17 protein-coding genes are annotated in these 22191 nt (G+C 66.3%); 5 read left to right on the forward strand and 12 right to left on the reverse strand.

Features of this window, described 5'->3' with window-relative positions; genetic code table 11:
* Window positions 1-114: 114 nt before the first annotated feature.
* Window positions 115-642: a PRC-barrel domain-containing protein gene (locus U0034_RS28150; RefSeq protein WP_085227428.1), complete on the reverse strand. Its 528-nt coding sequence runs from the start codon at window positions 640-642 to the stop codon at window positions 115-117.
* Window positions 643-701: 59 nt separating this feature from the next.
* The gene (locus tag U0034_RS28155) at window positions 702-908 is read right to left on the reverse strand and encodes a hypothetical protein (RefSeq protein WP_085227427.1); all 207 of its coding nucleotides are present in this window, start codon (window positions 906-908) and stop codon (window positions 702-704) included.
* A gap of 196 nt (window positions 909-1104) precedes the next feature.
* Here U0034_RS28155 and U0034_RS28160 point away from each other — a divergent pair, with 196 nt between their 5' ends.
* On the forward strand, window positions 1105-1422 hold the full coding sequence (locus tag U0034_RS28160; RefSeq protein ID WP_085227426.1) for a chemotaxis protein: 318 nt from the start codon (window positions 1105-1107) through the stop codon (window positions 1420-1422).
* Window positions 1423-1511: 89 nt separating this feature from the next.
* Here the strand turns inward: U0034_RS28160 and treF are convergent, their stop codons facing one another.
* The 5 genes from treF to U0034_RS28185 all read right to left on the reverse strand — a co-directional run bounded on the left by treF (window position 1512) and on the right by U0034_RS28185 (window position 6231).
* A complete protein-coding gene (gene treF / locus U0034_RS28165) occupies window positions 1512-3290 on the reverse strand; it encodes an alpha,alpha-trehalase TreF (RefSeq protein WP_085227425.1) in 1779 nt (592 codons plus the stop codon).
* A gap of 246 nt (window positions 3291-3536) precedes the next feature.
* Window positions 3537-4280 (reverse strand): acetoacetyl-CoA reductase, encoded by a 744-nt coding sequence (gene phbB / locus U0034_RS28170; protein WP_085227424.1) that lies wholly within the window; start codon window positions 4278-4280, stop codon window positions 3537-3539.
* 61 nt (window positions 4281-4341) lie between these two features.
* Window positions 4342-4539: a hypothetical protein gene (locus U0034_RS28175; protein ID WP_085227678.1), complete on the reverse strand. Its 198-nt coding sequence runs from the start codon at window positions 4537-4539 to the stop codon at window positions 4342-4344.
* 897 nt (window positions 4540-5436) lie between these two features.
* Window positions 5437-5931 (reverse strand): PRC-barrel domain-containing protein, encoded by a 495-nt coding sequence (locus tag U0034_RS28180; RefSeq protein WP_085227422.1) that lies wholly within the window; start codon window positions 5929-5931, stop codon window positions 5437-5439.
* A gap of 66 nt (window positions 5932-5997) precedes the next feature.
* Entirely contained in the window at window positions 5998-6231 is a 234-nt protein-coding gene (locus tag U0034_RS28185) for a DUF2795 domain-containing protein (protein WP_085227677.1), read from the reverse strand.
* A 315-nt stretch (window positions 6232-6546) separates the two neighbouring features.
* Between U0034_RS28185 and tkt the strand changes: the two genes are divergently transcribed.
* A complete protein-coding gene (gene tkt / locus U0034_RS28190) occupies window positions 6547-8640 on the forward strand; it encodes a transketolase (protein WP_085227421.1) in 2094 nt (697 codons plus the stop codon).
* A gap of 90 nt (window positions 8641-8730) precedes the next feature.
* Here the strand turns inward: tkt and U0034_RS28195 are convergent, their stop codons facing one another.
* Both U0034_RS28195 and U0034_RS28200 read right to left on the reverse strand, forming a co-directional pair.
* The gene (locus tag U0034_RS28195) at window positions 8731-9162 is read right to left on the reverse strand and encodes a CBS domain-containing protein (protein WP_085227420.1); all 432 of its coding nucleotides are present in this window, start codon (window positions 9160-9162) and stop codon (window positions 8731-8733) included.
* Between the two features lie 197 nt (window positions 9163-9359).
* A complete protein-coding gene (locus U0034_RS28200) occupies window positions 9360-9743 on the reverse strand; it encodes a hypothetical protein (protein WP_085227419.1) in 384 nt (127 codons plus the stop codon).
* 197 nt (window positions 9744-9940) lie between these two features.
* On the opposite strand from U0034_RS28200, the gene U0034_RS28205 reads away from it, so the two are divergent.
* Both U0034_RS28205 and U0034_RS28210 read left to right on the forward strand, forming a co-directional pair.
* Window positions 9941-10330, forward strand: coding sequence for a DUF3022 domain-containing protein (locus U0034_RS28205; RefSeq protein ID WP_158243502.1), 390 nt, complete (start codon window positions 9941-9943; stop codon window positions 10328-10330).
* Window positions 10331-10359: 29 nt separating this feature from the next.
* Window positions 10360-13032 (forward strand): ATP-binding cassette domain-containing protein, encoded by a 2673-nt coding sequence (locus tag U0034_RS28210; protein ID WP_085227676.1) that lies wholly within the window; start codon window positions 10360-10362, stop codon window positions 13030-13032.
* A 44-nt stretch (window positions 13033-13076) separates the two neighbouring features.
* Here the strand turns inward: U0034_RS28210 and U0034_RS29315 are convergent, their stop codons facing one another.
* Window positions 13077-13160 (reverse strand): hypothetical protein, encoded by an 84-nt coding sequence (locus U0034_RS29315; protein WP_114717895.1) that lies wholly within the window; start codon window positions 13158-13160, stop codon window positions 13077-13079.
* Window positions 13161-13190: 30 nt separating this feature from the next.
* Entirely contained in the window at window positions 13191-19574 is a 6384-nt protein-coding gene (locus U0034_RS28215; RefSeq protein WP_114717897.1) for a DUF4781 domain-containing protein, read from the reverse strand.
* A gap of 350 nt (window positions 19575-19924) precedes the next feature.
* Here U0034_RS28215 and U0034_RS28220 point away from each other — a divergent pair, with 350 nt between their 5' ends.
* Window positions 19925-21139, forward strand: a complete 1215-nt coding sequence (locus tag U0034_RS28220) for a zinc-dependent alcohol dehydrogenase (protein WP_085227416.1) — start codon at window positions 19925-19927, stop codon at window positions 21137-21139.
* Here U0034_RS28220 and U0034_RS28225 read toward each other — a convergent pair.
* On the reverse strand, window positions 21123-22157 hold the full coding sequence (locus U0034_RS28225; RefSeq protein WP_085227415.1) for a UDP-glucuronic acid decarboxylase family protein: 1035 nt from the start codon (window positions 22155-22157) through the stop codon (window positions 21123-21125). The two genes, U0034_RS28220 and U0034_RS28225, sit on opposite strands and share 17 nt — an antisense overlap.
* Between the last annotated feature and the right edge of the window lie 34 nt (window positions 22158-22191).

Here is a 22191-nt window from a genome sequence, read left to right on the forward strand (position 1 = left end):
CGAGCGATTTGTGCCGGGCCCCGCAGCCGCTGCCCGACGCGCGGGCGAGAAGCCGAAAGTGGTGGCCCTGTCTGGCTTAGAGCGGCTTGGAGCGGCTTACGGGGCGATGACGGCTTAGAGCTTTACCCCGCCGGCCTCGGGTGCATCGGGGTCGAGATCCTCGGCCCCGGCGCCGGCTCGCCGCTCGTATTCGTCGTCGGCGCCGAGCCCATGCCAATACGGTTCCCGTCCATAGAACTGATGGATCGAGGTGGCCCAGGTTCTGTCCGCCATCGACGGCCAGTGATCCTTGTCGAAGCCCGGCGCATGCCTTACGCGTTCCGACGAGAGGGAAAGAAGAAAGCACTTGCGTGTGGTATCGAGCGTGAGCGCGTTCCACGGAATGGCGAGCAGCTTGTTGCCGATGCCGAGGAACCCGCCGCTCGACATCACGACGTAGGCAATCCGCCCCGCCTGAACGTCGAGCATGATCTCCTTCACCTTGCCGACCTCCTCGCCGTCGGTGCTCAGGATTTTGTCGCCGTCGAGTGTGCTTGCAGCCATGACGTCCGGCCCCGGTCCGGCGGCTGTTTCGCTGCCTTTTCCAACGATGTGCGCACCCGTCGGGCGCGTCGTTTCGGTAGAGGTTCCATGTGTACGCATGATGTGTCCCTGCTCGGAGATTGATTCCGCTGAAGAACCAGCAACGCCCATTCCCGCTCTCAACGGCATTTGCCGCCACCGTCGATGCCGCTGCCTTGCCGCCAAACCTGCTTGCCTTGCTCCGACAGTTCGCCGCAACTGCGCGTGCGGTCCGCTTCGGTGCCCTCGACGGCCATTCGGCCGCCGGGCTGCTCGAGCGAAGGCAGTTTCGTCCCGTTGCGGGCCGCCACGCGCTCATCCTGCGATCTACCTGCATGCGAATTCATGGTCACCTCCTACGTTGCCGGGCGTTCGTCCGGGCGACGACCGCGCGGTGTTCGCCCTGCACTGCCGCATCGCGCATGCCGGCGCCTGACTGTCCGTGGCCCGCGCATTGCTGCACGAGGGGCAGACTGTGCGGCTGCGGCGACGCGGCCAAGTTGTTCGACTTCACGTTCGACTTCGGATTTCGAGGAGGTGGATATGAGCAGTACGCTGGATCCCGATAACCCGCTGCCGGAACCGGACGAGAAGGGCCGCGACACGGGGGCGCTGGGCCCGAGCGATTCGTCCGATAGCGGCAGCGACATTGCCGGCGCCAAGCGCCACGATTTCGATCGGGATACGGAGCTCGACGAGCACGCGTTGGAGACGGGCGAAGCCGAATTGGCGAGCGATACCGATCGCGCCGGCACGGGCGAGCGCTCGTCGGCCGACGGAGACTCGACGCTCAGCGACGACGCCGATATCGAGCCCGACAAGATCGAGAGGCCTTTTCAACAAGGGGACGAGCCCGAGTAGGCAACGGGAGGCTTCGCCGGACGAGCCTCCCGCTTTCCGCTTTTCTTGCGGAGGCGCCGCGGCCGATCGAGCGCCGGCGGGCGCCCCGGTCATTGGGCGTCGCGCCCGGCGGCCGCCTCCGGCTGCGGGGGCGATGCCGGCGTGAGTGCGCGAGGGCTGGGCTTCGCCGTGCTCGCGTCGACCGCTTCCGGATAGGCCGCGAGCAGTGTGCGCAGTACGCCGTTGGTCCAGCCGAAACCGTCCTGGAGCGGATATTCGCCGCCCCCGGCGACCGCCGCGGCGGATGCCGCGCCGCTGATGTCATATTTCTCGACGAGTTTTCCGGTGCGCACGTAGGCGGCCACGCTCGTGCGAATCCACCGTGTCGCGATCTCTCGCGCCAGTTCTCCCTGCCCATAGCGCCGAAGCCCCTCGACGGCGAGATACTGCAGCGGCGCCCATCCGTTCGGCTTGTCCCATTGCTGCCCGGTCCGGGTCTCCGTCGTCGCCAATCCCCCCGGCCTCAGCAAACGGGCCCTGATGGTCGCGGCGATCTTGACGGCTTGTTCGCGCGTGGCCATGCCGGCAAAGAGAGGGTAGACGGTGGCCGCCGTCAGACGATGCGTGAGCTGGCGGGCGACGAAGTTGTAGTCGCCGAACGCTTCGATGCGGGGGTCCCAAAGCACGCGAGCGACGGCTTCCGCGCGGGTACGGGCACGCATTTCCATGTTCTCGGCATGCGCGGCATCGCCCTCGAGGCGATAGGCTTTGGCCAGCGTGCGTTCGAGGCCATAAAGCAGCGCGTTCAGATCGACGGGAATCAGCGACGTCACTTCGATCGAGGCCAGCGTTGCATTGTCGGCGAACCAGCGCGAGCTGAAATCCCATCCCGTTTCTCCGCCAGCTCGCAGGTTCCGCCAGAGATCGCCCGGATCGCGTGCGGGGATGCGCCCGGCCGTTGCGACGTCTTCGCGATACGACTCGTCGCGCGGCGTCGCGAGATCGTCCCAATAGCGGTTCAGCAACGTCCCGTCCGCAAGCCGGACGACATGGCGATAGGCTTTGCCGGCTGCGAGCTTGTCCGCGCCGTTCATCCAATAGGCATACTCGGCTTTCAACTCGGGCAGGTATTGGAGATAGACGTCGTCGCCATCCCTGCCGGCGACGAGCCCGACCATCTGCGCAAAGAACGGCGGCTGCGAGCGGCTGAGGTAATAAGTGCGGTTGCCGTTCGGAATATGCCCGTAGCGGTCGATCAGCGTTGCGAAGTCATGCAATTCGTCACGGACGAGTTCGTGACGCCCGCTTTGCTCGAGCCCGAGCATGATGAAGTACGAATCCCAGTAATAGACTTCATCGAAGCGCCCCCCCGGCACGACGTAAGGCGCGGGAAGCGCAAGCAGCGACGACCAGCGGCTTACGAGCGGATCGGGCGCGCGGCGCAGCACGTCCCAGAGCGTATCGATGTGGGCGGTGACGTTTTGATTTGGATCGGACACGTAGTTCGACCTGTCTTGCGGCGGCGCGCTGAAGTGGCTTTCGACGAATTGCCGCAAATCGAACCCCGGTTGCGCGCGTGCCGCGCGGTATTGCGCGACGAGTTCGCGGGGCGTGGCCCGCGGGATCATGTCCGCGAAGGTTTTGCTGTCGGCGTAGAGGTGGGCGAGCTGCACGTCGCGATAGAGCGCCCCGTAAAGCTCCGCTGGCGAAGCGGGCTCGACCGGAGATGGCTGGGCATGCGGGTTCGCCTGAGAGGCCGCGATCGGGGGCAGGCGCGGCGCTGGGCTGTCCGGCAATACGGGTGCGACGGCAGGCGGTGCGCTTTGAGCAGCGGCGGCGGCGCCGAGCAGCACCGTGACAACGAGGCGCCTGGCGAGGGAAAAGCGCATGACGGCACTCCTTCGTTTGCCAACGCAGAGCAGGACCGCGGCGGGGAAGTGCGGCGAACCGTCGCGCGCGGGCGGGGGCGAATGCCTGCAGCGGGCCGCAAGGTCTATGCCGATGCGCGCAAGCCGCGAATCAGCGCGGGCGGAACATAAAGAAGCCGCGCGTTGGGGGACCCGCGGCGCGGCCAATTCCGTTCGAAAGACGCCTTATGCGGGGGCTAAAGGCGCCCGAACGGGGGCGGAAGGGGGCTATTGCAGATGTTGGCCGCCGTTGATCGAGATGTTCGCGCCGGTGACGAAGCCGGCATCGTCCGAACACAGATAGGCGACGAGCGCGGCCACTTCCTCGGGCTTGCCGAGGCGTCCTACCGGGATCTCCGGCAGGATTTTCGTCTTCATGATCTCTTCGGGCACGGCCGTGACCATACGCGTGGCGATGAAGCCGGGCGAGACGGTATTGACCGTCACGCCCTTGCGCGCCAGTTCGAGCGCCAGCGACTTCGTGAAGCCATGCATGCCGGCCTTCGCGGCCGCGTAGTTGGTCTGCCCGAATCCGCCCTTGCAGCCGATCACCGACGAGATATTGACGATGCGGCCCCAGCCGCGCGCCGTCATGCCCTCGTACCACTGCTTGGTCATGTTGAAGAGCGAATCGAGGTTCGTGCGCAACACGGCGTCCCACGCGCCTTTCTCGAGCTTTTTGAAGCTCGCGTCGCGCGTAATGCCGGCATTGTTGATCAGGATATCGACCGGGCCGATCTCCGCGCGGATTTGCGCCGCGCAGCGCTCGCAAGAGTCGTAATCGGCAACATCCGCCGGGTAGGCCCGAAACGGCCGACCTTGCGCATCCATTTGCGCGAGCCAGTTGTCGGCGTTCGTGTTGCTCGGCGAATAAGTGACGACCACCGTATGGCCGGCATCCTGCAGCTTGACGCTGATCGCTTCGCCGATTCCGCCCATGCCCCCAGTCACGAGGGCGAGTTTTCTTGTCATCTGCCGTTCTCCGGTAGTGTTGGAAGGACGAGGAAAGAGGCCGCGCCGCGCCCGGGCGCGCCTACCGTACGCGCGAGAAAGCCTCGAGTACGGAGTGGCCGTTTTGCGTGATCCGAGGCTGCGGCATGCCGCGTTCCGCTTGCTCGAGCGCCACGAGCTGCTGCTCCAGAAGCGTGCTCAGCTCGGCGCGATCTGCCGAGATCTGGTCGGGGGCATCCCGCACCAGGATCAGCGTGGCGAATTCATGAGGGCTCAACATGCTCAACTCCCAGTAAAACGTGACATCAACCGTTTTTCGATTCCCGAGGGGCCCGGAATCGCCTTGCGCAGAGAACACGTATCAGTTACATCGTCGGCAAAAACGGTGGGCGAAAACCGGAAAATATTCCTTTAACCGATTAAAGCGAAGCATGCGACCTCTAACGATATTTCGTGCTATGAATAAAAACGTTTTCTATCCGTCCGATGTCCCCTGACAGGAGATAGGTAGTAGTTACAGGCGGTATAGGCCAAGTCCGAGCTGACCCAGGTAATAGTTTCGGATGCCCCGGGGCCCGCTGCCAGCCAAGTGTCGCGCGGGTTTCGAAGTTTCACAATACTAATCCCGCCGCTTTCGATTCGCAATACGGCATCTGCGGTATCCAGGCGTGGATGCAAATCGAATGCAACTACAAAGATTTTGTACCCGATTCGCGTTTTATCGGATGCCGGCTGCGTATGGGCTTTCATTTATTTGAAACGTTGCCGTGCCTCGGCCGGAGCCGGACCCTCCGTTAATGTCGCCCGAAGCCGGCGGCCGGGGCGGTTTTCCTTCGACATGGAACGCGGCCGAACGCCATTCGTGAAATGTGCCGGGGTCCGCTTGTTGCTGTTCCCCACTCGACGCGGCGTGTCTGCGCCGCACTTCTGTTTGGAGAAAACGATGCAACAGGCAACGAACGAGCCGCCTCGCAACCCCGGCGACGAGGCGCCGCCCGATACAACGGGTGCGGGCGAAGCACCGTGTCATGCGTGCAAGGGTACGGGGATGGTGGAGGGGCGCCCGTGCACCATCTGCGGGGGCACGGGCAGGATACTGCAGGGAATCGGCGGGGGCTGAGCGGCCGACGGCGCGCCGCCGGAGGAGGCGACGCACCGCAGCGCGTGCGCCCGTCGGTCAGTGATGGCGCTCGTCAGGCCGCATCGAGCCCGAGGCCGCGCCGGTGGTCTCCATGCGCTCGCCCGTGTCCCAGTATGGCGCGCTGCCGTAGTAGTCGTGCAGCTCGCTCGCCCAGGCCACGTCCGCCATGGCCGGCCAGTGATCCTTGTCGAACCCCGGGGCGTTCTTCACGGTATCGGACGAGACCGAGAGCTGGAAGCACTTGCGGTCCGTGTCGAGCGTCAGGGCATTCCAGGGAATGGCGAGCAGTTTGTCGCCGATCCCGAGAAAGCCGCCCACCGACATCACCGCGTAGGCTATACGGCCCGTATAGACGTCGAGCATGATTTCCTTGATCTTGCCGACTTCCTCGCCGTCGGAGCACATGACCTTGTCGCCCTCCAGCGTGCTGGCGGCCATCACATACGGCCCCGGACCTTCCGCAGTCGCGCTGCCCTTACCGATGATGCGTGTTTCGCCCTTGCTGCCGAGCGGGTCTGGTGAAATGCTCATGATTCCTCCTTTCTCTGAAGACTGTCGAATCGGCTTGACGCCGAACCACTACGGAACAACGCGGAGCTACTGCATTTGGCCGATCGCCTTCGATACGGCCGCGGGACTGTCGTAATCCTTGTCGGGCAGGCGATCGAGCAGATCGACGATCTCCCGATCGGCATGGTGAGCCCGCGCGGTTTCGGCCAGGCGCTCGCGCGTCGTCGGATAGTCCACGCCCGCCAATGCCTTTTGGACTGCCACAGGCGTGGGCTGCCCCGAATGCCGATGACTCTGCGAATGAGCCGGGTGTTGGGCCATGTATGCCTCCTTCTGACGCAGCCGCGCCGATGCGGTTACCCGCGGTGGCCATGCCGGGCCATCGAGGCAGCAACGCGCGGCCGTCGGGTTGAACACACCCGGTAATGCAGCAACGGCCGTTCCATCGGACGATCCGATCGCGCTCCCGCGTACTTGCGTGTGCCTGGCCGGCGCTCGGCCGCTGCTGGAAAAATCTGCAACGTCCGATGCAGCCTTGGCACAACCGCATGGCCGCGCGGCCGCAGCCCGCCGTTCTCGGGTACGGACATTGCGCGCCACGGGGCGCATTTCGTTCACTCTCGACGAGGACTTTCCATGCGCGAAGATTCCGCTCTCGACCGGCTTGCCATCGATACGATCCGCACGCTTTCGATGGATGCGGTCCAAAAGGCGCGTTCGGGGCACCCCGGCACGCCGATGGCGCTCGCGCCCGTCGTCTACCAGCTGTGGCAACGCCATCTCGTCTACGACCCCGAGGCGCCGCTGTGGCCGAACCGCGACCGCTTCGTGCTGTCGGTCGGCCATGCGTCGATGTTGATCTATTCGATGCTTCACCTGGCGAGCGTCAAGGCTGTCGACGAAGCGGGCCGGACGTTGCCCGAGCCGGCCGTCTCGCTCGACGACATCCGCCGTTTCAGGCAGCTCGACAGCAAGACCCCGGGCCACCCCGAATACCGCATCACCACAGGCGTCGAAACGACTACGGGGCCGCTCGGGCAAGGCCTGGGCAACAGTGTCGGGATGGCCATTGCGGGGCGATGGTACGGCGCCCGCTTCAATCGCGACGATCTCGCGCTCTTCGATTACCGCGTGTATGCGCTTTGCGGCGACGGCGATCTGATGGAAGGCGTCTCGCACGAGGCGGCTTCGCTTGCGGGTCATCTCGGGCTCGGCAATCTGACGTGGATCTACGACAGCAACCGCGTGACGATCGAAGGGCATACCGATCTGGCCTATAGCGACGACGTCGAGGCACGTTTTCGCGGCTATGGCTGGCACACCCTGCACGTGGACGATGCGAACGACATGGCCGCGCTCGATGCGGCGCTCGACGACGCGAAGGCGAGGACCGATGCGCCGACGCTGATCGTCGTCAAGAGCATCATCGGTTGGGGCGCGCCGAACAAGCAGGACACGGCGGCGGCGCATGGCGAGGCGCTTGGCGAAGACGAGGTGGTGCTGGCCAAGCGCGCTTATGGCTGGCCCGAGGACAAGACTTTTTATGTGCCTGCGCAGGTTCCCGGACGTTTCGCGGAGGGCGTAGGGGCGCGCGGTGCGCGCGCGCGGCAGGCGTGGGAGCAGCGGCGCGAGGCCTACGCGCGCCGCTATCCAGAGTTTGCGCGCGAGCTGGCGCAGATCGAGGCGCAGACGTTGCCCGACGGTTGGGACGCCGATATCCCGCGCTTCGCACCCGACGCGAAAGGCGACGCCACACGATCCACGGCAGGCGAGGTGCTGAATGCGATCGCGGCGCGCGTGCCCTGGCTGATCGGCGGTGCGGCCGATCTTGCCCCCTCCACCAAAACGTTGCTGAAGTTCGAGGGTGCGGGCAGCATCGCGCGCGACAACCCGGGCGGGCGCAATCTGCACTTCGGTGTGCGCGAGCACGCGATGGGAGCCGTGGCCAATGGCTTGGCGCTCTCGAACCTGAGGCCGTTCGCGGCGACGTTTCTCATTTTCAGCGACTACATGAAGCCGCCGATCCGGCTCGCCGCGATCATGGAGGTGCCGGTCGTCTTTGTTTTCACGCACGATTCGATCGGTCTCGGCGAAGATGGGCCGACTCACCAGCCGGTGGAGCAACTCGCGTCGCTGCGCGGCATTCCAGGGCTCACGGTGTTGCGTCCTGCCGATGCCAACGAGGTGGCCGAAGCGTGGCGCGTTGCGCTCTCCGATCCACGGCGCCCCGCTGCGCTCGTGCTCTCGCGCCAGCCCCTGCCCACGCTCGATCGCTCGCGTTATGCGTCGGCCGAGGGCTTGCGCCGCGGTGCGTATGTCCTGGCCGATCCGCCGGGCGGCGAGGCGCCGCAAGTGTTGCTGCTTGCGACCGGCAGCGAGGTGCCGGTCTGCATCGATGCCTACGAGCGTCTTACGCGCGAGGGAATTGCGGCACGTGTGATTTCGATGCCCTCCTGGGACATCTTCGAGCGCCAGGACGATGCGTACAAGGACCACGTCCTGCCGCCCGAAGTCGAAGCACGGGTGGCTGTGGAGCAGGCCGCGACGATCGGCTGGGATCGCTACGTGGGCAGGACGGGTGCGAAGATCGTCATGCATACGTTCGGGGCGTCGGCCCCGATGCGCGATCTACAGAACAAGTTCGGCTTTACGCCCGAATGCGTGTATGAAGCGGCCAAACAGCAGATCGCGCGCACGGTGGCAAGCAAGGGGCTGCCGACCGGCGATTGACGAGCGCGGCGCGGCCGGCCTCTCGGCCGCTGCCGCTCGCGCGCGTGGGCCGTGCACCGCCAACGGAGGGCAGCGGCACGGCAGCGGTGCTCAGTGCGCGCGATCGGGACCGGACGGCGACGATATCGCGCCCAACGTCGAAGACATATTGCCGTCCTCGTGGGTAGCCAGATCGCCGAGCGAGACGACGCCGACGAGGTGTTTTTCGTTGTCGACCACCGGCAGCCGCCGGATTTGCCGATCGGCCATCTTGTCATGCACGGCGTTGACGTCGTCATCTTCGAAACACCACGCAACCGGCTCACTGGCGATGCGCTCGACTGGTGACTCGAGGTCCATCCCCGCGGACACGGCGCGTACCGCGATGTCGCGGTCGGTCACCATGCCGACGAGCCGCTTGCCATCGCAAACAGGCAACGCGCCCACGTTCAATTCGTCCATCATCCGCGCCGCGGCGCGTACCGTTTCGTTCGGGGCGAGTGTGACCGCGTCCCGGGTCATGACGTCTGCCACTCGTGTCATGGTGTGCTCTCCTTCGCTTTGACGGGCTGCGCTTCGCGGCAGCCTCGTTGAATGATGCGATCGACAGGGGCCGCCGCCTCTCGACAGACGGCCCCGTTGCCATGCGCCTGCCGCGCCCGCCAAGAGGGCGGCGGCCCGCGAGCGGCTGCAGGAAGACAGCACGCTTCGGCCGCCGCCTGGACGAGCGCGACCCGTGGTTACTGACGGCGCTGGTACGACGGGTCCTGCTGCGGGGTGGTGCCGTATCCGCCGGTCGTATTCGAGTTGGATGGGTTCGTATCGCCCGGCTGCATGGTCGAATTGCCCGAGCCGGTGCCCGTGGTGCCGGGGCTGCCGTAGCCGCCGCGATCGCGCTCGCGCTCGCGGGCGCTGCGATGGCTGCCGCGCGTCGACGGCTGGTTCAGCGTACTGCCCCCGGGCGTCGCGCCATAGCCCGGGCCGCCCACCGCACCGGAGTCGTTACCGCCGCCCGAGCCCGTGCCGCCCGCGCCGGTGCCGCCGCCAGCCTGGGCATAGGCGCCGCTCGCGCAAGCGAGGGCGAGTGCCGATACGAACAAGGCCTTCTTCGTGGCTTTCATCATGGTTCCTCCATCGAAAGTGCTTGTGTGATATGCGTCCGATTTGCACGCATGGAACGATGCGCAAAGGCCGTGCCTTTTTTCGTGCGGCGCGCCGGCAAAGCAGGAACGTGGCTTGCGCGTGCTTCGGCTGCTTCCGATGCGGCTGGTGCGCGCGTGGATCGATGCGCGCGGCGGCTGCGCAGCCGAAGGAGAATGAAATGACCGCCGCACTCGATGTCCGGCCGAGCGTCGTGGAAATCGAGCACGCGCTATCGAAAAGTTTCCCTTATCCGTCTACCGCGATTACGCACGTGACCGACTCCAGGGGCGTCGTGACGATCCGGGTGTCATGGGTGGCGTCTGCCGCGACCATGAGCATTCTCGATTCGCGCTGCGCATTGAATCTGGTGTTCGAGCCCGAGGCGACCGCGCGTTACGCCGCGCTGCGCGGTGCCGATCGTCTGCGCGCGCGCGAAGGGCTCCGCACGCTCGCGGAGGATGAAGTGCGCGCACACCTGCCCACGGGAGACTCCGATCTGACCGAGTGCAATCTGACGGTTGGAGTGCGGGCGTCGACCATCGACGAGGCTGTTCGAGGGCGCGCGTGAACGTCAGCGACCGACGTACCGCGCAGCGCATGCGCACCCGCCTCAGGCGGCGCATCGCCGCCGACCTCTGGGAGGCGGTCTGGCGCTATCGCCGGGAGACGCTCGGCGCGGCTGCGCTGATGGTTACGGCGAAACTGGCCGGCGTCTCGGTACCGCTGGTATTGCGCTCGATCATCGACGACCTGGGCCACCCGGCGCCGCTTGCACTCTTTCCGGTCTTTCTCGTGCTGGCCTATGCGCTGCTGCGGTTTCTCGGCGATGCGCTCGGCGAAGCCCGCGACGTCGTCTTCAGCACGGTCACGCAGCATACGGTCGCCTCGCTCGCCGAGCGCACGTTCGCACGCCTGCACCGGCTCGGCGCGCGTTTTCACGCGAAGCGGGAGACCGGGGCGATCGTGCGCGACGTGCAAAAAGGCACCGATGGCGTGGGATACCTGCTCGGCGTCGGTCTTTTCACGATCCTGCCTGCGCTCATCGAGATCGGCACCGTGATTGCGATCATCGCGACGAATTTCACGGTCGGCTTCAGCTGGATTATTTTTGCCACGCTGATCTGCTATGCGACGTATACAACGATCTTCACGCGGCGGCGCATGGTCGTACAGCGCGAGGTGAACCGGCTCGAATCGGCGGCCGACAGCCGGCTCGTCGACAGCATGCTCAACTACGACACCGTGAAGTACTTCGCCGCCGAAGAACTGGAGTCGGACCGATACCGCGGTGTGCTCTCGCATTGGGTCGTCGCACGGCTCAGAAATCAGCGTGCGCTGACCGCGCTGCATCTCGGCCAGAGCGCGGTGGTTTGCCTCGGTATCGCGGCGACGATGCTGCTCGCCGTGCAATACGTCACGGCCGGGCGTATGAGCCTGGGCGATCTCGTGCTCGTCAATGCCTACATCGTTCAGGTCTGTATGCCGCTCAACACGCTGGGCTTCGTCTTCCGCGAAACGAACGATGCGCTCGTGAACGTGGAGCGCATGTTCACCGTGCTCGCGGGCGAGAGTTTCGAAGAAGGCGCGGAGGCGGCCACGGACGAGGACCGCGACGAGCCCGGCGCGCCGCCGCTCGCCGTCACAGCTGGCGAGATCGCGTTCGAGCACGTGGAGTTCGGCTACGATCCCGCACGCCAGATCCTGCACGATGTCAGCTTTCGGGCGGCGCCAGGGCGCACGCTCGCCGTCGTCGGCGGCAGCGGATCGGGCAAATCCACGCTCGTACGCCTGCTCTTTCGTCTTTATGCGCCGAGCGCGGGGCGCGTGACGATCGACGGGCAGGACCTGCGCAACGTCACGCGCCGCTCGCTGCGCGAGGCGATCGGCATCGTGCCGCAGGATACCGTGCTCTTCAACGAGACGATCGCCTACAACATCGGCTACGGGCGCACGCAGGCGACGCGCGCCGACATCGTGCGCGCCGCGCGCGCCGCGCAGCTCGACGAGTTCATCGAGCGCCTGCCCGACCATTACGACACGCGCGTCGGCGAACGCGGGCTGCGGCTCTCGGGCGGCGAGCGTCAGCGGATTGCGATCGCGCGCGCGTTCTTGAAGGACCCGCCGATCATCGTCTTCGACGAGGCCACGTCCGCGCTGGACACGCGCTCCGAACGTGCGATCCAAAACGAGTTCCGCCGCCTCTCGGAGGGCCGGACGTCGATCGTGATCGCGCACCGGCTTTCGACGATCGTCGACGCCGACCGCATCCTCGTGATGGAGCACGGGCGCATCGTCGAGCAGGGCCGGCACGACGAACTGCTGGCGCGGCTCAATGGCGTCTATGCGCGGATGTGGGCGCTGCAGCGCGAGCAGGGTGAACTCGAGCATGCACAGCGCCGATTCGCCGCGCATCCGCGGCAGATCGGGGAGCTGGCCGCGGCGATTGCCGGGCGCGTGGCAACCGAGGCCGCGGCGCGCGCAGTCACGTTCGATGTGGAGATTGCCGACCCGCTGTTGCCCGTGACCGGCGAGACGGAGGAAATCGAGCGCGTGGTGGCGATGCTCTGCGCGAACGAGATCGCGCATGCGGCGGCGGGCGAGCGCGTCGCATTGCGGGCGCAACGGGCGGAGAACGCCGCGTGGCTCGTCGCGTTCGGCGCTCGGCCGAAGCCAGCGCCGCTCACCGACGAGCAGGCCGCCGATGCCGAGCAAGTGCTCGGCGCGGCCGGTGGCACGTTCATGCCCGCTTCGCTCGATGGCCGCGTAGCCTATGTGGCGGCGCTGCCGCTCGTGCCGGTGGTGCCGGTGGCTTCGCCGGCACGCGTGACCGAGACCGATGGCGCCGCGCAGACCGTTGCGGGTTCGGCGCCGCGGCTCGACGGTATCGCGGTACTGGCCATCGACGACGACGAGGAGGCTCGCGATGCCCTCGAGGCCGCACTCGTCGCGAATGGCGCGCGTGTGGCGCTGGCGGCGTCGGGCGAGGATGCGATTCGGCGGCTGGCCGATACCGCGCCGACGCAGTGGCCGGAAGTGGTCGTGTGCGATGTCTCCCTGTGCGACGAGGACGGCTGCGACGTACTTTCCCGCATCCGCGAGGTGGCGCGGCAACGGACCGCGCCGCCGCCGCCCGCGATCGCGCTGACCGGCCATGCCGATGCCGCCACGCGTCGGCGCACGGAGGAAGCGGGCTTTGGTGCACACCTCGTGAAGCCCGTGCGCATCGATGCGCTGGCTGGGGAGATCCGCCGGCTTGCCGCGCACGCTTGATCACGTGCTGCCCCGACGTCGATCTCGTCGGGATGGTTCGCGAACTACGGATTCAATGGAAGAATTTCGTCGAGGGCCACTTCGATCTGGCGCACGTGCGACATCGTCTTTTGCCGGTCGGGCGGCACATGGGCCGGCGTTCAGGCCACGCGCGCTGCTCAGGAAGACCAGCGTCGTTTGGGTTCCGCCGGGCGTTGCGCCGTCTGCTGCTTGTCGAATGCCCGGCTCAACGCGTCATCTCCGACGTTGGCATGCGCGGCCGCGTCCGCTGCCGCGCGCGAGCCGGCGCCGTGCTCGTCCGGCACTTCGCCGCTGAACACGAAATAGCCGTCCTCGGGATCGAGTGCGCCGATATCGAAGCCGTTGCCGATATCGATGCTCGACTCCCGGCCGGTGACGAACCTTACCCGCAGCCGCGTGAGGCCGGCCGAGCTGAACGTCTGCAACAGGGCGTCGATGACGCCCGCCGGCCGCGGCTCGTCGAGAAAGCCGCTCGGCCGCTCGAGGCTGACGGTGCCGCCGGGCCGGGTGACGCGCGCGACGTCGCCGAGTACCCCAGGGCGATCGGCCAGTGCCGGGCCGAACTCATGGCTCAGCAGGACGGAGTCGAAGCTGTCGTCGGCGATCGGCGAGAAGTCGTAATACGGGTTGTCGAGACGCAGGTTCGTGACTCGCGGCGTGGTGGGCCGTTGCGTCGAATGCGGCGCGCGATGATGCGGGCGCGGCTCGTTTGCCGCATCCTGCCGAACGGAGGACGCGCGCGGCGTATCGGCATGGTCAAAGCCGCGGTAGAGGGGCGTTGCCCGGAACGCCGTCATCGGCGCGCCCACGCGCAGCGTCTCGCCGGTGAGGCGCGTCAGCCGCACGGTTGCCGTGCCGTCCGGCCAGACCAACAGCTTGTCCGGTGGCGCCCAGACCGTTACTGGCCGCCCGGTGGCATCCGCGAGCCGCTGGGCCAGCGCGTCGGCGAACGCTGCGTTCGTACGCGGGCCGCGGCGCGCTTGCGCCGCGCGCAGCGGGGCGGCTTTCGGGGATCCGGCATAGCACGAATAGAGCGTGACGTCCTGTCCCGGTTCGAGCGAAGCCGCCACGCGTGCAGCCACGTCGTCGACGGTTATCGGGTGACCGTCGGGTCCCAGCATCTCGTCGGGCGAAATGCCGTGGCCGAAGATGACGTGGTGTCCGGGCGGCGACATCAGGCCGCGCTCCCCGACCGCGTGCAACGGATCGTCGGGCGGCATCAGCAGCGTCTCGGCGGGACGCAGGAATTCGGGATGTTCGTTCGCGGAGAGGCCTGTGACGTCGTCGAAGCCCGGCTGTATCAGTGCGCGCCCGTCGCGCGCGAGCGTCGTAACCACGCCGCTGCCGTCGGCGAGCAGCGCACGCCGCGTATAGGCTTTGCTGTCCTTCGGATAGATCGTCTGCGTTTTGCCCGACAGGTCTTCCTCCGTGCCGCGCGCCTCCCACTCCTCTGCCGTGAAGATACGATCGCCTTCGAGTACGACGGGCGGCTCGCGAAAGGGCTCGGGCAGGTTCCGCCCGGGCGGCTCGGGCGACAGCCGTGCGTTCGGCGATGCCGTTCCAGGTTCGTCGTCGGGCGCCCCGATGATGCCGTGCTGCTGCGTTCCCGGGTCGCCATCGTGCTCGCCGACGATAGGTTCGACCGGCGCGAGCCGATTGCTCGCGCGCGGAGTCTGGCGGCCGGCGCGCGGCCCGACGATGGGATGCCCCCCTTGTTCGACGATCGGTAGTCCCGGCATGAACCGAAAGACGCGCGGCCCGTTGAGCACGGCGTCTTCGATCTTGCCCGTGCGATCGTAGGCGCCCGGTTCGACCACGAGCCCGGTCGTGTAGCCTGAGGCGGGCAGGCCGTTTTTGCCGAATGGCGAGCGCCAGGCAACGAAGCCGCTTCCGCCATAGACGTCCACGCCCAGCACGTTCGCGAGCAATTGCGAGAGCGGGGTCAGGCGCGAGGCGGCACCGCATGCATAGAGGATGACCGGGGAGTGGCCGTCCCATCCGGCGGCGTGGATCAGGTTGGCCATTTCCTCGGGATCGAACGCGCGCCCATTCGAGGCGGCGAACGCATCGGTCCAGGCATGGCAATACACGGCGAAATGGCCGGGCGGCACCGGCAGCAGCGGCCGTTCGCCGGCAGGCAGCATATTCTCGGGCCGGCGCGGGTCGTCCGAATAGATGGCGAGGTCGGCTTCGCGGCGCGGGTAGGCCGCCCATTGCGTTTCGGCGTGGGTTGGCAACGCGTTGACCGCATCGATGCGGCGGCCGTTCTCCGCGCGGATCAAGGGCTTGCCCGGCGCGAAATTGCGCGGGTAGAGAATCCGAAGATCGCCTTCGAACTTCTCGTTCAGCGTCAGCGCAAGCCGGGTTCCGTTCGCATTGGGCGCGATCCGGCCGACGATCGCGTCGGCGCCCACCGCCCTGTTCGGCAGCACGGCCGAGCGGTCGACGAGCGCGAGGCCGTAGCGCCCGGCGAGCACGCCGTCGCTGCCCACCATCAGCGCATCCTGGAACGAGCGGTAGCGTGTGACGTCCAGCGGCTCGCCCGCTTCGGTCGCACGCGCCGCCGCCGCAGGATTGGCGGACGCCGCGGCCCGGCGTTCGTCCACGCGTGCGGCGTGCAGGTCCGAGCCGAGATCGCCCTCGTCCGTCGCGGGCAAGCCTTCTTCTTCGGGCACCCGCGTGCGCCCTTGTTCGTCGCGCAGCGCGTAGACGTAGAATTGCACGCCGTCGAGGCCGCTGCCGCTCCGGAGTGCGGAGATGATGACCTGCTCGAGCAGCGCGGTGTTGGATCGCACGTTGGCGGGAATCGGCCATGACGCGGGCGCGGCTCCGGCACGGGCGGAAGACGGGGCCGCGAGCGGATCGGCGGAGTTCGCCTGCGTGCCGCCGTCGAGCGGCACCGCCCCGCTTTCGCCCTGGGAGTCGGGCGCGAGCCGAACGAGCAGCGAGCCGCCCGCGGCGTCTTCGCTTTGCAGCCCATCGTGCGCCATCGTCTGCCGGAGAGCGACTGCCTTCGCATCGAGGCCCTTGTCGATTTCGAAGAGATCGAGGCCATCGTTCCTGACGCCGCCCGCCTCGTTTTCGCCTTCGAGCGCGCCCCGGCGCGGATCGCCGAAGCCGCCGGTCGAGCGGCGCTGGTTCTCCATGACGTCGAAACCCGGCCGGAAGGCCGCGTCGGTCACCGTGGGCGAGACCTTCGGTACATTCAGCATCGCGTGCAGCGGGCGCTCCATCACCGTCCTGGAGCCGGCGGCCGATTGGGCGAGGCCCAGACCGAACTGCAGCAGATTTTTCGCGCGCTCGGAGCCCGACATCGCATCCCAGTTTCTCAGCAGCGATGCACCCTGTTCGACGAGAAGGTCGGTGCCCGCGGCTATGCCCGCGACGTTGAATGCTTTCGAGACGAACTGCGTCGTATTGGCCAGGCCTTCGAACGCAGTGGCTTCGTGTGCGAAGCGTGCGGTGCCGCTGAGCGCGGTCGCTTCGTCGATCATGCCGCTGGCCGCGCCGACCTGATCGGACACCTCGCCGGTCACGCGCAAGAGCGACGCGGCTTCGGCGAGCGACTTCGTCGCGAACCCGAGGCCGCCGCTCGCTGCGCCCGTGCCGGCCCCGATGAGGCTGACCCAGTCCGCGCGCGCCTGGGCATTGCCGAAGCCGATCGATTGCCCGTGCTCGCGCAGGTTGTAAAGGTCCGCCGTGGCAACCGGCACGCCCACCGCCATGCCCGCGCCGATCGCGATCCAGGCGCCGGCCATCAGCGGCTCGGCGACGACGGCACCGACGCCGCTGGCCACGAGCACCACGCTGCCAGCCGCGGCCAGGATGCCGGTCGTGATTTCGAGTGCGTGTTCGACGTGCTGCCAGCCCGTGGTGATGTGCGCATCGATCGAGCCGTAGAGGGCGGAGCCGTCGACTTTCGCTCCCTGCACATCTTTCGGCACGTAGAGCTTCGCGTCGTCGGACAGTGCATTGTCGTGCTGGTAGTTGTCGATGCCGTCGTATTCCCAGCCGCGGTCGTCGACGTAGCGATACTCGCCGGGCTTGCCCTCCACCTCGACTTTGAAGAGCGCGCTCGGGCTCGCGCCGGATGCTTTCGACACGTAATAGGTCGGCACGAGCGTGACCGCGGGATGATCGCCGCCGACCTTCCGGATATGGTCGGCGACCGTGTCGATCATTTTCGTCGCCGCATCGTTACCGCCATAGAGCGATCGGCCGTTGGCCAACGCATTGTTGTTCAGCGTGCCGTTGCCGACAATCAGCTGGACGAGCGTCGCCATCGACGGGTTGTCTTTCGCATCGGTTGGCACGACGCCCGGATCATCGGGCTGGATGCCGAGGCCTGCGCCGATGAAGTTCGTCAACTGCGTCGAGTTCGCGGAAAAGGTGTGGGGCGCGTTGTCGTAATGCTGCTGAAAATCGTTGAAGTAAGGCGCGAGGGTTTTCGAGGGATCGACCTGAAACATCTTGTAGGTCGCCACTGCGTTGTCGTGCTGCTGAGTATGCTGCGCCGTATCGATACCCTGGCTCAGCATCAGTTGAAAGTCCTGCGCGAAATTGTTGCGAAAACGGTTGTCGCCCAGCATCTGTTTGAGCAGAGCCTGCGACAGCGTCGCACCGTAACCGCCTCCCACGGTGTCGCGCACACTGTCGAAGCCGTAAGAGGTGCTGTCGCCGCGCAGTATGTTGATCACTGACTGTGCGTTGCCCTTCGGATCCATCAGCCAGTTGACGACGTCATCCTCGCGCTTGACCGGCGTGCCGTCGGCCGTGGGCTGCAGATCCGCGTATTCGACGGCCAGACTGAGGCCCTTATAGAACTCGGTGCCGCGCTCCATCGCCGGTGTGCCGGCATTCGATTGCAGCCATTTGTCGCCGAAGCTCGTCTTGACCGTATCGAGCACTTCTCCGGCGAACTCCGGCGGCGCATCGGGCAGGATGCCCTGCATCCACTTGCCGACCTTGTCCGCGTACATGGTGCTGTCGTTGCGCGCGGACATGCTGGCCGGATCCGAGGCCGTGGTGTCCGGCTTGCGCATGAGCGGATCGATCTGGCTGTGGATGAATTTCGCGTCGAAGTGCGGCAGGCCGGCCTGGTTCCAAAGCGTTTGCCGCTCGTCGACGGAAAACGCCGCATTCATGTTCGTGTTAAGCAGCTTCAATGCCGCCTTGGGATCGCTGCCGGCACCCTGAGCGAGGAGGTCGACCTGCTGCTTCGTGTAGAGCAATCGAACGTCGGGCGCCGCCGCGGCCAGCATCTGCATCTGCGCTTTTTCGGCGGGATGCCGATCGGCGTACTTCATCGCATAGCCGAACACGCCGAGTTGGTCGAGTTCCTTCTTCTGCGTGTCGCTCATATGCGTCGGGTCCACATCGACCTTGAGCATCTTGACGAACGCGCAGGCAAGCGGGTTTTGCTCCGCGAGCGCTTTTTCCTTCGGCGAGAGGCCCGGTGCGTTCGGATCGACCTTCTGGCCCGTTTCCTGAATCAACGCGAACGTGACCGGGTCCGACTGCGCCAGTTGCTTCATTTGCGGCGTCAGCGAAGGATCGTTGGGATCGATCTGCCCGATATCGCGATAGAGCGCGCTTTGCGTACCGTACACGTCGACGAGACCCGTGTACCAGGCGCCCTCGTGCGCGCTCTTGACGTCGGAGACAGCCTGCTTTTGTTCGTCGGCCGTCACGTAGGTCAGCGCGTTGTCGTCGCCGGTCGCGACCTTGTCGTATTGCGTTTGTGCCTGCGAAAGCTCGCGCGACGCATCGGCCTCGTCCGCCCGGCGCGCGCCCGAAGGTTCCTTCTGCCACGCCGCGTAATCGGCTTTCGCATCCTGCAGGCGCAGTTTCGCCGCCTGCAGGCAGTATTCGTGGCGCAGCGCTTTCTCGAGATCGTCTTCGGTGCCGCCAAGGTTCTGGTCGGCCGTGTTCTTGGCCTGCGTAATGCTGTAGGCGTATTCGTCGCCCTGCTCCTGACGCTTGCCGTCAGGCAGTGCATTGTAGGCGGCGACTGTGTTCGTCGCGTCTTCGTCCTTTTGAGCGGCGATGGCGACCTGGAATGCTTTTTCGTTTGTGGCACGCTCCGGCGCCGTCTCCTTCGTCACGGCCTGCTGCGAGTCGGTCACGACCGCATCTAGCGTGGGATCGTCCGGGGCGAGCGCCCGGATAGCCGAAGCAGCGCTTGCAACGGCCTTTTTCGCGTCGTCGCCGCCATCGATCGCAACCCGCATCTGGTTTTGCACAGCCGCTTCGACAGCGCCCCAGGCTTGGGCTGCTTTCTTGTATTGGGCGTCGATATCGGCCTGCGATGCGCCGTTGTCGCGCAGCTTCAGCCATTGGGTGGTTTCGGCCTGCGCCGCTTTCAGCAAGGCGAGCGTCTGCGCCGCCGCGTCGGCGGCCGCCCGTTGCTGCGCCGTTTGCGCCGTGTTCGCCGTGTTGGCCGGCGGGCGCTTGGGCGTATCCGTATTCGAAGGGGGCGGCACGTAGGCCGTGCTTCCTCCGCCAATGGCCATCAATGACATTGTCGACACTCCGCAGATCGAGCGCCGCCACGCGGGATCCTGCCCCAGGCTCTGCGCACAGCCTCACATCATGGCTTTGGCAATATTTTCCGGAACGGCGTGATCGCGTAGTTTGGGGGGCCGCAACGGCGGGAACGCACGGCGATGCTACGAGGGCGCGCGCCCGCCCAACGCGGATTGCGCGCCGTGCAAGCCTGGGCGCGCCGGCGCCAATCCGCTCCCCGCAGCCGGACGGGCGAGGCCCGACGCCGGTTTCTCCGCCAGCCCGCGACGCTGGGCAGCCGACCGGCTCGGGCCCTCGCGTTGCTTGCGTTCGCTACCGAATGCGCATTTTTTTTCGGAGGGCAAACATGAAAGCAGTGGTATTTCACGGCATAGGCGATATCCGACTCGACACCGTACCCGATCCGACGCTGCAGGCGCCGTCGGACGCGATCGTCCGGCTCACGTCGAGCGCGATATGCGGCACGGACTTGCATATGGTTCGCGGTACGTTGAGCGGCATGAAGCCGGGCACGATCCTCGGGCACGAAGGCGTGGGTATCGTCGAAGAGGTCGGCGCGCAGGTGCGCAATCTGTCGAAGGGCGACCGCGTATTGATTCCGTCGACGATTTCCTGCGGATACTGTTCCTATTGCCGCTCGGGCTACACGGCTCAATGCGACAACGCGAATCCCAACGGGCGCCTCGGCGGGACTGCCTTTTTCGGCGGCCCGCAGGCAAGCGGCCCGTTTCACGGGCTGCAGGCGCAGTACGCGCGCACGCCGCTCGCGCATGCGAGCCTCGTGCGTCTGCCCGACGACATCGATGACGACCGCGCGATTCTGATGTCCGACATCTTTCCGACCGGCTGGTTCGGGGCGCAGCTCGCAGGCGTGCGCGTGGGCGATACGGTGGCCGTGTTCGGCGCGGGGCCGGTCGGTCAGTTCGCCATTGCAAGCGCGAAGCTCATGGGGGCCGGCCGCGTATTCGCGATCGACCGACTGGCGTCGCGGCTGACGATGGCGCGAGCGCAAGGCGCCGAGACGATCGATTTCGATCGGGAGGACCCCGTCGAGATGCTGCGGCAGTTCACGGGTGGCATCGGCGTGGATCGCGTAATCGATGCGGTGGGCGTGGATGCGGAGCGCGCGCAGGGCGGTCCGGCATCGAGCAGCGGCGCGGCACGCGCGTTCGACGCCGAGCTCAGGCAGGTTGCACCGCAGCACGCGCCCGAAGCGGATGCTGAAGACGGTAGCTGGAAGCCGGGAAGCGGGCCGACCCAGGCGTTGCAATGGGCCGTGCAGGCCGTGGCGAAAGCGGGAACGGTCAGCGTGATCGGCGTGTATCCGCCGAGTCTGACGACGTTCCCGATCGGCGAGGCGATGAACCGCAATCTCGTCGTGCGCATGGGCAACTGCAATCACCGCTCCATCATTCCGCATCTCGTCGAACTCGTGCGCAGCGGCGCGACGGATCCGACATCGATCCTCACGCAACGCGAGCCCATCATGCATGCGATCGACGCCTACAAGGCATTCGATGCGCGCGAGCCCGGCTGGATGAAAGTCAAGCTCGAGCCCTGAGCGCCCTCAGCGTATACGCGTGCGAGCCGCCTGCACCCGCTGCGTCGAGCCGTTCCCGGAAGTAGGCGGCGGTTTTGCGCAGGCCCTCGTCGAGCGACGTCGTGGGCTCCCAGCCCAGCAGCGCGCGCGCGGCGGAGATGTCGGGCTGCCGGTGCCACGGGTCGTCGATCGGCAGGGGACGAAAGGCGATCCGCTCTTCGGCGTCGGTTGCGTCGGTCCCATCGCTTGCATCGGTTGCGTCGAGCACGCGGCGCGCGAGCTCGATCATCGTGATCTCGTGCGGATTGCCGAGATTGACGGGATTGCAGCTTCCGTCGGGTGCATCCATCAGCCGCATGAACGCATCGATCATGTCGTCGACATAGCACAGCGAGCGTGTTTGGGCACCGTCGCCGTACACGGTCAGCGCGTCGCCCGACAGCGCCTGCACCATGAAATTCGATATCACGCGCCCGTCGGCCGGATGCATGCGTGGGCCGTACGTATTGAAAATGCGTGCGATTCGAACTTCGAGGCCGTATTGCCGACGGTAGTCGGCAAAGAGCGTTTCGGCGCAGCGCTTGCCCTCGTCGTAGCACGAGCGCGGACCGATCGGATTGACGTGCCCCCAGTAGTCCTCCTTTTGCGGATGCACGCGGGCGTCGCCATAGACTTCGCTCGTCGAGGCTTGAAATATTTTCGCCCGCACGCGCTTCGCGAGTCCGAGCATGTTGATGGCGCCGTGTACGCTCGTTTTCGTCGTGCGAACGGGGTCGTACTGATAATGCACGGGCGATGCGGGGCAGGCGAGGTTGTAGATCTCGTCGACCTCGACGTAAAGCGGGAACGTGATGTCGTGCCGCATCAGCTCGAAATTGCTGCGTGGAATCAGATGCGCGACGTTTTCGCGCGTGCCCGTGAAAAAATTGTCGACGCATAGTACGTCGTGGCCCGCTTCGACGAGCCGTTCGCACAGGTGCGAGCCTAGAAAGCCCGCGCCACCCGTGACGAGAATCCGTTTTCGATCGAGTTCCTTCACGTCGTCCCTCCGCTTGCTGTTCGAATGCCGTCGT

The organism is Trinickia caryophylli (assembly GCF_034424545.1).
Lineage (GTDB): Bacteria > Pseudomonadota > Gammaproteobacteria > Burkholderiales > Burkholderiaceae > Trinickia > Trinickia caryophylli.